This is a genomic window from Parabacteroides chongii, from assembly GCF_029581355.1.
Classification (GTDB): domain Bacteria; phylum Bacteroidota; class Bacteroidia; order Bacteroidales; family Tannerellaceae; genus Parabacteroides; species Parabacteroides chongii.
Map to the genome: position 1 here is coordinate 4,595,095 of NZ_CP120849.1, position 13,580 is coordinate 4,608,674.

9 protein-coding genes are annotated in these 13,580 nt (G+C 42.5%); 3 read left to right on the forward strand and 6 right to left on the reverse strand.

The window, feature by feature from the left end; all coding sequences use genetic code 11:
* Positions 1–8: 8 nt before the first annotated feature.
* The 3 genes from P3L47_RS17410 to P3L47_RS17420 are packed head-to-tail and all read right to left on the reverse strand — an operon-like array spanning position 9 to position 3,230.
* Positions 9–1,766 (reverse strand): V-type ATP synthase subunit A, encoded by a 1,758-nt coding sequence (locus tag P3L47_RS17410; RefSeq protein ID WP_122354514.1) that lies wholly within the window; start codon positions 1,764–1,766, stop codon positions 9–11.
* Between the two features lie 2 nt (positions 1,767–1,768).
* Entirely contained in the window at positions 1,769–2,638 is an 870-nt protein-coding gene (locus P3L47_RS17415) for a DUF2764 domain-containing protein (protein WP_122360024.1), read from the reverse strand.
* A 1-nt stretch (position 2,639) separates the two neighbouring features.
* Positions 2,640–3,230, reverse strand: a complete 591-nt coding sequence (locus P3L47_RS17420; protein ID WP_122354516.1) for a hypothetical protein — start codon at positions 3,228–3,230, stop codon at positions 2,640–2,642.
* A 158-nt stretch (positions 3,231–3,388) separates the two neighbouring features.
* Here P3L47_RS17420 and P3L47_RS17425 point away from each other — a divergent pair, with 158 nt between their 5' ends.
* Together P3L47_RS17425 and P3L47_RS17430 are read left to right on the forward strand one after the other, a co-directional pair.
* Positions 3,389–3,892 (forward strand): GNAT family N-acetyltransferase, encoded by a 504-nt coding sequence (locus P3L47_RS17425; protein WP_075557600.1) that lies wholly within the window; start codon positions 3,389–3,391, stop codon positions 3,890–3,892.
* Positions 3,893–4,344: 452 nt separating this feature from the next.
* Positions 4,345–5,457 (forward strand): family 20 glycosylhydrolase, encoded by a 1,113-nt coding sequence (locus P3L47_RS17430; protein ID WP_277781577.1) that lies wholly within the window; start codon positions 4,345–4,347, stop codon positions 5,455–5,457.
* 89 nt (positions 5,458–5,546) lie between these two features.
* On the opposite strand, the gene P3L47_RS17435 is transcribed toward P3L47_RS17430, so the two are convergent.
* A complete protein-coding gene (locus P3L47_RS17435) occupies positions 5,547–6,872 on the reverse strand; it encodes a PhoH family protein (RefSeq protein ID WP_075559996.1) in 1,326 nt (441 codons plus the stop codon).
* A 226-nt stretch (positions 6,873–7,098) separates the two neighbouring features.
* On the opposite strand from P3L47_RS17435, the gene P3L47_RS17440 reads away from it, so the two are divergent.
* Positions 7,099–8,739 carry a beta-N-acetylhexosaminidase gene (locus P3L47_RS17440; protein ID WP_277781578.1) on the forward strand — a complete coding sequence of 547 codons (1,641 nt, stop codon included), beginning with the start codon at positions 7,099–7,101 and terminating at the stop codon, positions 8,737–8,739.
* On the opposite strand, the gene rnr is transcribed toward P3L47_RS17440, so the two are convergent.
* Both rnr and P3L47_RS17450 read right to left on the reverse strand, forming a co-directional pair.
* On the reverse strand, positions 8,708–10,786 hold the full coding sequence (gene rnr / locus P3L47_RS17445) for a ribonuclease R (RefSeq protein WP_345799049.1): 2,079 nt from the start codon (positions 10,784–10,786) through the stop codon (positions 8,708–8,710). The genes P3L47_RS17440 and rnr overlap by 32 nt on opposite strands.
* A 161-nt stretch (positions 10,787–10,947) precedes the next feature.
* Complete coding sequence (locus P3L47_RS17450) at positions 10,948–13,317, reverse strand: outer membrane beta-barrel family protein (protein WP_277781580.1); 2,370 nt, start codon at positions 13,315–13,317, stop codon at positions 10,948–10,950.
* Between the last annotated feature and the right edge of the window lie 263 nt (positions 13,318–13,580).

Here is a 13,580-nt window from a genome sequence, read left to right on the forward strand (position 1 = left end):
ACGTTCTGTTATTTTTCCATACGCTCTGCGAGCAGGGCGTCGAGTTGATCGTTGAACTTCTTAAACTGATCGCTTTCGTATTCGGAATAGTTCATCTGCTTGAAGATGTTGATCATCTGTTTGAAATATTCCATTACTTCGAGGAAGGTGTCGAAACGGAATTCCGCATGACAGATCTTCACCACCTTGTCCAGCATAAATTCCTGACGGGCCAGCGGTGTCACGGCATCGATCGCGTCGAATGCATCCTGTTGCAGGATCACGAAGTCGATCAATTCCGATTTCCAGAAAGTAACATGGTATTCTACAGGTACACCGTCGTCACCCAGGATGTTGATCTGTTCGGCAATTTCCTTACCACGCAACATACGGGTCTTGATCTCGTTTACCTTGTCGATCCATTCCGGAGAGATATGTTTAGCGATATATTCCTGAAATTCGGGATATTCCAGATATTTTGAATAACTGTCGATCGGGTTTACGGCCGGATAACGTTTACGGTCGGCACGTTCCTGCTCCAAAGCGTAGAAACAACGGGCTACCTTTTTCGTATTTTCCGTTACCGGTTCTTTCAGGTTACCACCGGCGGGTGATACCGTACCGATAAAGGTTACCGAACCTGTCGCCCCATTATTCAAATGAACGAAACCTGCACGGGCATAGAAGTTAGCCACGATCGCAGACAAGTCCATCGGGAACGCATCGGGTCCCGGAAGTTCTTCCAGACGGTTAGACATCTCACGCAAGGCCTGTGCCCAACGGGAAGTAGAGTCCGCCATCAACAATACCTTCAGTCCCATGCTACGGTAATATTCAGCCAGAGTCATCGCCGTATATACGGATGCTTCACGGGCTGCCACAGGCATGTTTGAAGTATTGGCGATAATGATGGTACGTTCCATCAATTTACGTCCTGTATGCGGGTCGATCAGTTCGGGGAACTCGGTAAAGATTTCCACTACCTCATTCGCACGTTCACCGCAGGCAGCGATGATCACGATATCGGCTTCCGCCTGTTTGGAGATAGCGTGCTGAAGCACTGTCTTACCTGTACCGAACGGGCCGGGGATAAATCCTGTACCGCCTTCGACGATCGGGTTTACCGTATCGATTGTACGAACACCTGTTTCCAGCAATTTGTATGGACGCGGTTTTTCTTTATAACAAGTGATGGCTCTCTTTACCGGCCAGCGCTGTATCATATTAATATCGATATCCTTACCATCTTCGTCTGTCAATACAGCGATCGTCTGGTTGATGGTATATTGTCCGGCTTCCACCAGGCTCTTTACAGTATAAGTGCCTTTAAACGTGAAAGGGACCATGATCTTGTGAGGCTGGAAGTTTTCATCCACTTCGCCCAACCAGTCACCGGCAGTCACTGTATCACCAACCTTCGCCAGCGGCTTGTAATCCCACAATTTATCGTTATCGAGTGCAAATGTATATTCACCACGTTTCAGGAACACGCCGTCCATTTTATCCAGGTCATTCTGCAAACCATCGTAGTTACGCGACAGCATACCCGGCCCCAATGTCACTTCAAGCATGTGCCCTTCAAACTCGGCTTCGTCACCTACACGCATCCCACGTGTACTTTCAAATACCTGTACAAAGGCATCTTTCCCTATTACTTTAATAACCTCCGCCATCAGCTTGACGCCTCCTACGGAAATGTAACAGATTTCATTTTGAGAAACCGGCCCATCCACCTCGACGGTTACCAGGTTGGATACGATTCCTCTAACAATTCCTTTCGTAGCCATAATTATTTATTATTGTTTCTTTTAAATTCTTCCAACGCATTATCACTTCCCTTCTTCATCGCTCCTACTATTTCGCGGAAAGTCTTCTCGCCTGTCACCCTATCCAGAGTAACCCAGCGTTCGATCATTTCCAGTTTCAGCAAGTAGGCGAACACACTTTCGATATCGAAAGTTTTGAAGAACGTATTATCGTCCAGCCATTTCCATTTCAGCAAATCCACTTTCTTTTCGCGGGCCATCAGGTCGGGCTCTTCAGCAATGCGTTGCAGATCGGGCAGATAGTCTACCGCATCTCCCAATCCGAAATCACGGGCATTGGAAGTACGGATAGCCTCGGCTACCTCGTTGTTTCCCACTATATATTCTGCTTTATCAAATCCATACTTGCGGCAGGTTATGGCGGTCAGCATGTTATTGATATTGAGGTTCAGTTCAAACCAGTTACGGATGAAACCGTTGCTGCATTTCATCGCATAGTCGTAATAAAGGGCTGCCAGACGGTCTTCCCAGGAGATCGTTTGCTTTTCCTCTTTCTTCTGGCTATCCAGATACTGTTTGAAGAACTCTATGAAATAAGGAGGAATCTGTTTGTTCTTGGGCGGCTTCTCGCCATCCTTCAAAGCATCGAACAGACTTTTGTACTCGTCGTATGTTATACTTCCCTTTTCATCCGGGTCACTGTCCGGACGCTGTGAGAAACTAAGCAGGTTCTTATTATCGAATTTGAGGAAAAACAAGTCTACCAGCTTCTTATCACGGGATGTAAGAATACCGTCCAACTCCTTTCTGAATTCAGAAACGGAATAGGTCAGCTTACTATCATCCAATGATATATTAGGGAGTCCGGCAATCAGACAGTAGTATTTACTCATATCAGAACAACATTTCTACCAGCCCGGGACGCAGGAATTCTTTAAAGAATGCAACAAACTCGTCTTCCCCGAAACTTACTTTATAGGATCCGTCGGCAGGAATAATGGTAAAATCGGCTTTCTTTCCGCTTACTTTTTCTATTTTCACGCCACCGTCGAGCAACGATTTGGCATTTGCTTCAAAATATTTAGTTAATGCATCCGCATCGGCTGTCTGGATAGTGATCGCTTCTTTCTTAGCCCATTCCTTAGCCATTTCAAGGATCACCTTCTGCATAAATGCAGTGTCAGAAACGATCGCTTTCACATTCGAGGAAGTAATCTTTCCGGTTATAAGGTTTACCACTTCGCTCTTCAGCGCTTCTACAGCCTGGGTTGCGAATAACTTCAGTTCGGCTTCTGTATTCTTTTTCAGTTCGGCAGCCTGTTTTTGCGCTGCTGCTACAATACGTTTTGCTTCTGCTTCCGCCTCGCTAACAATCGCTTGTTTCTGAGCATTTGCATCGGCAATGATCCGTCCAGCTTCTTCGTTCCCCTTCTCTACTCCTTCTTTGTAGATCTTGTCGGTCAGTTCCTGAATCTTTGTATCCATTTCTATATATATTTATTAAATTGTATTTTTCAATAATATTAAACGCCTACAAAGTTATTCTTTTCTGTGAATAAACATTGAAATAAATGTAAAATCAAGCTAAAAAATAAAACGCTATAAATTAATTTTTAATTTTGCTCGTCTAAAATTCGCATAATATGTTCTCAATTAGAAAAACGACAACAGATGATGTCCTGTTAATCAGAAACTTGGCATCTCAAATATGGGAGCCTACTTATGGCTCTATCCTCTCCCGCGAGCAGCTCGACTACATGTTCGAGATGATGTATGCCCCGGAAAGTATTCTCAATCAAATGAATGAACTTCATCACGAGTTCTTCATTATCTACAAAGACGGCGAGCCTTCAGGTTATCTCTCTATCGAAACGGTAGAAAAAGACTTGTACGAGTTCCAGAAAATCTATTCACTCCCCTCTTTGCATGGTTCGGGTATCGGACGTTTTATCATCGAACAGGGCGTTGCTTACCTGAAAAGTATCCATCCGGGACCATTTACTGTCGAGCTGAATGTAAACCGCGAAAACCCGGCTCTCGGTTTTTATAAACATATGGGGTTCCATGAACATGCAACACGTGATTTCCATATCGGTAATGGGTATTATATGAATGATTACATTATGCGGATGGAGGTGGACAACTAATAATTTGTAAGCCTATAGAACTTACAAATTATCACTTTTATTCGTTAATTATTTATCATCCGAAGTGTCCCACCCTAAGTCCCGTGAAAGTCACTTTGCAAAAATATTGATTTGCAAGACATATAGTAAAGTTACGATCAGTAATGATTACAGCGGTGGTTGCAGCTCTCTTTAATATAGAATTAATATTATATATAATAAATACAAAGGGAGGGCGATAAATAATTTGAGAAAATACCCTCTCTGAAAAAGCATAGGACTTTACAAATGTTAAGACAGGACTTTTAAAGAGAAAAGACTGGACTTTTAAAATCAAAAGACCGGTCTTTTTTCGAGGTATTATATCTCCATGAATATCAACCTTATACAACACTTCATTTATTAAAACAAAAAGGTTCGAAATCCAATATATTTGATTATATTCGTACCAACAAATTTAATACTTAAATACCATGAAACACTTCATCGCCATTTTATGCTTCCTGGTCTGTATGACAACCAATAGTATTTTGGCTCAAACGGGCACAGTCTCGCTAGACAGCATTATCCCCACCCGAGGTCTGGCAATAGCTGCACCTTCCGTACAGAAGATGGACCTTTTCCTGAAATTTATAGAAGAAGAACTGGCTCCCGGACATTTCAATCTGCTTATTCTGCGGGTAGACTGGAATTACGACTACAAATCGCATCCGGAATTAAGCGATCCCAACCCGCTTACGCTTCAGGATGTAAAACGGATTGTCGCCACCTGCCGGAAACATAACATACGGATAGCTCCACAGATAAATTTGCTCGGTCATCAGTCATGGGCAGAAACAACTTATGCCCTGCTTCGGGTGTATCCGGAATTCGATGAAACGCCTCATGTAGACACTAAGAACTATACCGGATGGCCTAACCCGGATGGCTTATATTGCAAAAGCTACTGTCCGCTCCATCCCGATGTTCATAAAGTTGTATTTGCCCTGGTCGACGAACTGACAGACGCTTTCGAAACCAATCTGTTTCATGCCGGCATGGATGAAGTTTTCTATATTGGCGATGATAAATGCCCCCGTTGCAGTGGCCGGGATAAAGCCGAATTATATGCAGGAGAAGTGACTAAAATACAAAATCATCTAGCACAGCAAGGCAAGCGGTTAATGATTTGGGGCGACCGGCTGATCGATGGAAAAACGACCGGTATCGGTGCCTGGGAAGCCAGCATGAATAATACCTACCGTGCAATAGACCTTATCCCCAAAGAGGTTTTCATCTGTGACTGGCATTACGAGCGTCCAGAACAGACTGCCGTATACTTTGCCATGAAGGGATTCGACGTTGCCACCTGTCCCTGGCGTAAACCGGAAGTTGCCCTCAAACAATTGGACGACATGAAACGTTTCCGTCAGCAATCCGGCTCTCAAATGAGTAACCGTTTCCAGGGTATTATCGAAACCGTATGGTCAGGTGCCGATCGTTTTCTGGAAAGTTATTATAAGCCGGAAACAGACCAACAGGATATATCAGAGGCTGTTGTCATCAAAAGATTGATCGAGGCTTATAAAGAAATGGATAATAAATAGATTTCCTGATAAAGTACAGGAATTAATAAACAGTAAGGCCGGACTTATTAAAAAGCCCGGCCTCTTTTTATTATATTACAATCATCGATTTATAATAGATCGGACGCTAATTCCGATAACTGGCTTCGTTCACCTTTGATCAGATTGATATGGGCAAACAACTCCTGCCCTTTCATCTTATCCACCATATAGGCCAGACCATTGCTCTGAGCATCCAGATATGGCGAGTCGATTTGCTGGATATCACCGGTAAAGACCATTTTCGTTCCTTCTCCGGCACGGGTGATGATCGTCTTGATCTCGTGCGGTGTCAGGTTCTGTGCTTCATCGATGATACAGAATGTTTCTGACAAACTACGGCCGCGGATAAAAGCCAAAGCCTCAATAACCAGCTGGTTATTCTTCTGCAGATCATCTATCTTACGAACATCCTGGCTTCCCGGAGCAAACTGGTTCTTAATTACATTCAGGTTATCGAACAAAGGCTGCATATAAGGAGCCACTTTTTGTTTCTCGTCACCCGGCAGGAATCCGATATCTTTATTCGCCAATGCAACGATCGGACGGGCCAGTAAAATCTGTTTGTATAACCCAGCCTGTTTAAGGGCAGCAGCCAGGGCCAGCAACGTCTTTCCGGTTCCGGCTTTACCTGTCAGTCCAACTAGCTTAACATCCGGATCATTCAATATTTCAAAGGCGAAACTCTGCTCCGCATTACGGGGTTGTATCCCATAATTCGAACTCTTTTCCACCTTCTTTATCTTTCCTGTAAACGGATTATAACGAGCTAAAACAGAAGCACGTATACTCTTTAATATAAAGCATTCGTTTGGCTCCAGTTTCGACTTAAATTCAAACAGATCCGCATCAAGTCCTTCGGGTGTCGAATAGATCTTGTCGATCAGGTCAGGATCAATATTTTCATAGGTATCCTGTGCCCGTTCAAAGATATCGACATTGACCACTTTGTCGGTGATATAGTCTTCCACCTGAATACCCAAAGCACGGGCTTTCATACGAAGATTGACATCCTTCGTTACCAGGATAGTCTGTACTTTCGGATTCTTTTCCGCAACGGAAAGTGTACAGGATAAAATCCGGTGATCCGGTGTCTTTTCCGGGAAAGACAATGCAATCTTTTCCTGATACTTATCGCCGGTTACCACATGTAATGTTCCTAAACCTGCTCCTAACGAAGCACCCTTCAGGAAGAGATCATTGCTGGTTATCAGATCCAGCTCGCGTACAAATTCACGGGCGTTATAATTAATCTGGTCGCTCCCCTTTTTAAACTTATCCAACTCTTCCAACACGACGATAGGAAGATAGATATCATTCTCCTGAAAATTTTCGATACACTTGTAGTCATGCAAGATAACGTTCGTATCCAATACAAAATTCTTCTTTGCTCCCATGATCATTTCGATTTAATGATTATCGCTTCTAAGTTAAAAACATTTTTGAGACTTATTTAGTTTAAAAGGTAAAATAAAGTTGAATGACCAATTTATTCCGTTTTTAGGCGAATTGCATAAAACCTATCCAAATAACAATATCTCCCCTCTCGATTCATTCAAATATAAATCTTGTATGTATATTTGCCGTACAATGATTTTTTACAAACAATAAAATCTAACACTTATGATCTTTAGTACTAAAAAACTCAAACTCGTATCTCTGTTTCTATTAACAGCGGCTTGCTCATTCGGGCAAAGTAACACGTCCGCATTATTGCCTTTGCCCAATCACATCGAACAGGTTACAGGCAAGAAAAATTTCACTATCACTCCGCAGACAACTGTAAAAACAAATTTACCGAAACAGGCATTTTGTTTATTCGAGTTGCAGCGTATATTAAGGAATAGAGTTGGCCAACCTGCGATTATGGGAGGTTTTACCGCCAGTGGAAACTCCCTGATCGAATTATCGACAGACCCCGGAATAAAAGGGAAAGAACATTATATTCTCGATATATCAGAGAATAAAGTCTCCATCAAAGGAGCCACACAAGATGCTCTCTTCTACGGATTAAAGACGTTGGATCAAATATTATTGGGAGATGTTTGTAACACGGCAAATAAACAGATCGCCCCCATTCGTATCGACGACGAACCTCGTTTCGACTACCGTGCCCTTATGCTCGATCCCGCCCGTCACTTCCTTCCTGTCGAAGATGTAAAATTCTACATCGATCAGATGGCTAAATACAAATATAATGTACTGCAACTTCACCTGACGGACGATCAGGGTTGGCGAGTCGAAATAAAGAAGCATCCGGGATTGACTGAAACCGGTGCCTTCCGTAATCCCCAAACCGGACCTAACGGACCGGATAACGGCTATTATACCCAACAACAACTGAAAGACCTTATCCAATATGCAGCCGACAGGAACGTAGAGATCATCCCGGAACTGGATATACCAGGACATACGGTTGCCGTACTGGCCACTTATCCGGAACTCGGCTGTACCCATACCGATACGATTCAAAAAATCATGGGTAAGACGGTCGACCTGATGCTTTGTGCCAATAACGACAAGGTATATACCGTATACGACGATGTCATCAAAGAGATAGCCGAACTTTTCCCTTCCCCCAAAATACACCTGGGAGGCGACGAAGCCGTTATCGAAAAGAACTGGACGAAATGCGACCGTTGCCAGTCATTAATGAAGCAATTAGGCTATACCAAAGAATCACAATTGATGAATTATTTCTTCGATAAGATACTGGCCTCTGTCCGCAAATACGGAAAAGAGCCGGTATTATGGTGCGAGTTGGACAATATCCGTATGCCGGCCAATGAATATCTGTTCGACTATCCCAAAGATGCCACACTGATAACCTGGCGTGCCGGACTTTCTCCTAAATGTATTGAACTGACAGCCAAACACGGCAACTCGCTAATCATGGCTCCGGGTGAATACACCTACCTGGATTATCCTCAGTTCAAAGGCGACCTTCCGGAATTTAATAACTGGGGAATGCCTGTTACCACACTGGAAACCTGTTATCAATTCGATCCGGGTTACGGACTTCCGACAGCACAACAGGCACATATCCTGGGTATCTCCGGCACATTATGGGGAGAAGCGATAAAAGATATCAACCGGGTAACCTATATGACTTATCCGCGCGGGCTGGCTCTGGCAGAAGCCGGATGGACGCAAATGGAGTATCGTAACTGGGATTCGTTCAAAGAAAGGATGTATCCGAATTTGATGAATCTGATGAAACTAGGCGTATCGATCAGGATTCCTTTTGAGATCGTACCCCGATAAGGCTGAAATATAACTCTTTCTGAACCTGATCGATCTGTTCCAACCGCACTGTTACCAAGTCTCCCAAAACAAATTTCCGTTTGGTGCGGCGGCCGGTCAGGTTCAACTGTTCTTCATTATAATCGAAATATTCGTCTCCCAAGCTACGGACAGGAATCAGTCCCCCACATTTTAGATCGATCAACTCCACATATAATCCCCAAGACTTTATATTCACGACAATACCGGGAAATACTTCTCCCTCCTTTCCTTTCATATGCTCAATCTGCATATAGTTAACCGAATCCCGTTCGGCACTGGCTATAATCGCTTCTTTTTCAGAACAATGCCTACAAGCTGCCTCATATTTAGCTCGTCTCACATAAGCTCCTCCGGCCAGGTAATGTGCGAGCAAGCGATGTACCAGCATATCCGGATAACGCCGAATGGGAGAAGTAAAATGTGAATAACAATCCAAAGCCAATCCATAGTGACCGGTATTGCAGGTAGAATATTTAGCCTTGTGCATGTGGCGAATAGACAATAACTCCAAAGCACCTCGAAGAGAGTCATCGGTTATATTTTCCAACAAGTGGTTCAAATTTCGCGAATCTTTCAGCTGTTTCTTATTTATTTCCGGCAAATAATAATAAATCAGATCACATAGTTTATCTAACTTTTCTTTCTTAGGAGAAGAGTGAACGCGATAGATAAAAGGTCTCTTTCGCTTGCCTTCCTTCGGCATATAAGTAACCAATTTGGCCACACTTTGATTGGCCAACAACATAAATTCTTCGATCAACTTATGAGAGTCCAACCGGGCTTGACCATGGTTAAAGCAGACAGCTCCCTGCTCAAAACGTTTTTTGCGTAACAACCGGGCCATTTGGTTTAATGCTATTATTTCATCTTTGTAATCGCCGTTACCAATTTCCAATATGCATTGAACCTCTTCATAAGAGAAACGGCGATTGCTCCTGATCACAGTCCGACAAACATCCATATTACTGATGCGAGCCCTATTATCCAACTCAAAAATGACGGAGAAACAGAGCTTATCCGCGTCCGGCTGTAGAGAACAAATCTGATTACATAAACGCTCCGGTAACATCGGGACCGTTTGATTTGGCATATAGATAGACATTCCACGGGATGCAGCTTCCCGGTCTATCGCACTTCCTGGTTTTACGTAATAAGTAACGTCTGCAATGTGCACCCCGACTTCCCAATTCCCATTGTCCAGACGGCGTGCAGAGAGTGCATCATCAAAATCTTTAGCCTCTGCCGGATCGATTGTAAATGTTTTTATTCCCCTAAAATCTCTTCGGTTGATTATTTCATTCTCGGAGATTGCGGAAGAAATCCTATCCACCCTCTTTGCGATATGAGGCGGATATTGATAAGGCAAACCGTATTCTAACAGTATGGCTTTCATTTCTGCTTGGATTTCCCCAGCCTTTCCCAACACTTCGAGAATCTCACCGGAAGGATTGTCTTGATCTTCATTCCATGAAATGATACGGACAAGTACCTTGTCGCCATCTCTCCCGCCATGAAGTCTGTTTGACCGAATAAAAACATTATTTTCCAATGTTTTACTTTCTGTAATCAAAAAAGCCAGTCCCTTCGTTATGCATAATGTTCCTGTCAGCCGTTGTTCCTTTCTGTGAAGTATTTCAATCACTTCACCTTCAGGTGAAGGACCTGTTCGCTTCGTCAGCAGCCTGATCTTCACCAAGTCGCCATCCAATGCCCGAAAGGAACAATGAAGGCCGACAGCAATACGGGGTGTACTATCATCCGGAAGGAAATAGTTATTTCCATTACGACGACGAATAAACCGTCCGGATAAAATGATTCCCTTATCATTGTAACGGTAACGTCCGCGATTTATCTCTGTAATGAAATTTTCATCTGCCAGATCATAAAGAATTTCTACGACTTGCAACATTTCCTCGGGTTTTACAATACCGATTTGTTTGCTTATCTGTTTATAATTAAATAGTTTATGAGGAGACCGAGTAAATATTAGAGCCATAACATGCTGTAATATATATCTTTTCTTCATCTAATATTTTCGTGTAATTAACATTTATAATCAATACACAAAATTAAATGAATATTATCGATATTCGCCTAGTATCCTACAAATATTTAACAACAGAGAGACCATCAATCAAAGGATCACACTACTTCTCTCCTTCTAAAACAAGCAGATATATGCGATTTTTATTTACCGAACCGGGATGTATCTACCTTATCATGCTTTTTACTTTTATAACCACCGAACTTCCATATAAAGGAAACCGTCACACAACGTGTATCGTCAATCTTCGTCAAGCGACTATATTGGTTTGCCTGATTAATCTCTACCTTTTTCGGAAGATTGCTTCGGAAGATATTATCGCACTTCAGGAGAACCGTCGCTTTATCATTAGCGAACTGCCATTTCAAACCGGCTGAAACATTATATACGTAACCCAGGTCGTAGATACCCTGCACTGCTCCTGTTATATAATAACCATTCAAATCCAGCTTCAGGTTCGGACGTGATTTGGAAAGCGTGAACGTATTATTCAGAAAGAATTGTCCCAGATATTTACTGTTATCAAATGAAATATCATTGAAATGATCCAGTTTCTGACGCATCCTGATTCCCTGTGCCGTAAACTGGCTATTCATGAACTCACCGATACGGAACGGAATAACAGCCCCTATTCCTGCCGTTAAATTATAATCCATATTTTCATAACGGAACACATTTTTCAGTTCCGTAGAACTTTGATACGGCAACTGGGCAAAGTAATCCGGTTCGTACTGCGCGAAAACCATAAAGGTATACTTCTGTTTCAGGATATAGAGGAATTGCCCTTCATACGAACGATAAGGCTTCAGAGCCGGATTACCCATCACGACAGAATAAGAATTTAGGGGTGTTATCTGCGGTGTTATTTCCCAATAAGAAGGATAGGTTTTGTCGCTGTTCACGTTTAACTGCAAAATATGTTGCGGTGTAAAAACATAACTCAAAGAAGCATTCGGAAAAAATGTCCAGTCATTCCAAAGAGTCGATTTACTCCCGTTAGAGTTATAATCCGACCTGAAATACTCTCCTTTCAATGAAGCGGTTGCCGAAAAATGCTCTCCGAAATTCTTGGACACTTCCGCAAAGAGATTGCCCGTATATTCCTTTTGCGTATTATTTTCCAATAAATCCGGATCTGGTTCATACCCATTACCTTTATTATATAGATAATCGATATAAGTTTTCGAGGAAGTGTAGCCACCGTGGACACCGTAGTTCAGTGTCCATCCGGTGGCAAAAGTGTGTGTATGATTGGCAAATAGTGCCCATTGTGAAATATTCTGCCTGGAATTATTCTGCATATCCGTCAACGTTTCCTGTCCGCGGTTTTCCAAAAAGTTTTGGAAAGACGGAGATTTATAGAGTGTAAAATCCATTCCGGCAGTGATACCCGTATGACCGTCATATTGTACACGGATATTATGTAAAGTTATTTTATCCTCTCCGGTAGTCCGGCTGAAACGTTGGTCACTTGTCTCTGCATCTTGCAGTACAGAAAAAGAAGTTTCTGCTACACGATTCTTTTTTATATTATTGCCACCCAAAGTATATGCAGCAGATAACTTATCTTCATTCTTCAATTTATAGTCTACGCCAAACCGCATATCTCCGCTGTTTATACGGCCATTGCCACGGCCTGACTGATAAATTTCCGTCACACTATTCTCCAGGGTATGTCTTGCCATAATATTTTCCCCTTCAAAATATCGTCCTTTCTCTCCGTTTACCAAAAAATCGACAGTCAGGTTAGATGTAGAATATAAGAGATTCGCATGTGCCTTACCTGTTGCAAAATGTTTCTGCAGATAATCAACACCGGCTTCACCCTGTAAAGCCGTTTCTTCTGCCGACCCCTTATCTAATATAACGTTAATAACAGCTCCTTTAATATTGTATTTTGCAGGGGCATTATACATAACCTCTACATTTTTTACCCGCGAAGAAGGAATACTCTTCAACATCGTGATCAACTGGTCCAGCGACATCGTCGTTAACTGTCCGTTCAGGATAATTCTCGGAGCCCCTGCCCCCAACAATTGAATCTCGTCTGCACCGCCGATAATACCGGGTAATTGTTTTACAGCATCGAAAGCATTACTCACTGATTTATCTTTCATCAGTTGCGGAACATCGTATTTCAATGCGCCATTCTCCACTTTGACCTTCGGACGTTCGGCTTTTACCACCACTCCGTCCAGCTCATAATCTTTAGCTGTCAGACGAATCGTTCCGGCATCCGCCTGTGAAATCTCTTGCTGGAAAGGTTCGTATAAGAGATGTTGAAAGAGAAGCCGGTAAGCCTGATCAGCTGTCCGGTTCAGGTTAAACTGTCCGAGACTATCGGTCACCACAGCATCCACATAAACGGAATCCAATGTCTGAAGTACGACAGCTACGCCATCTATCGGAACATTATCCATATCGGTTACCTTTCCGTGAATCGTATTTTGAGCGATCAACATCCCATTACCGGTAACCAGCAAAAACATCATGTAGTAAAGTATTCGTTTCATATCCATCGATTTTATTTGTTTCTCATTGCAAAGGAAAGGAGTTACAATGAGAAACTGTGTTACCGTTGGCTTATGAAGTGTTATTTAGTCTTACCGCCGATTAGAAAACAAAACGAGAATTGATTATAAAATAATTCCAAGAATACTTTTTTGATATTTAATTTATATCTTTGAGACTATTAATAACATAGCGCCTTAGATTAAAAGCTACAAAAAGCAATCACACAGTTAAGATGCGCTACATAAATATAATCTGTAATGGG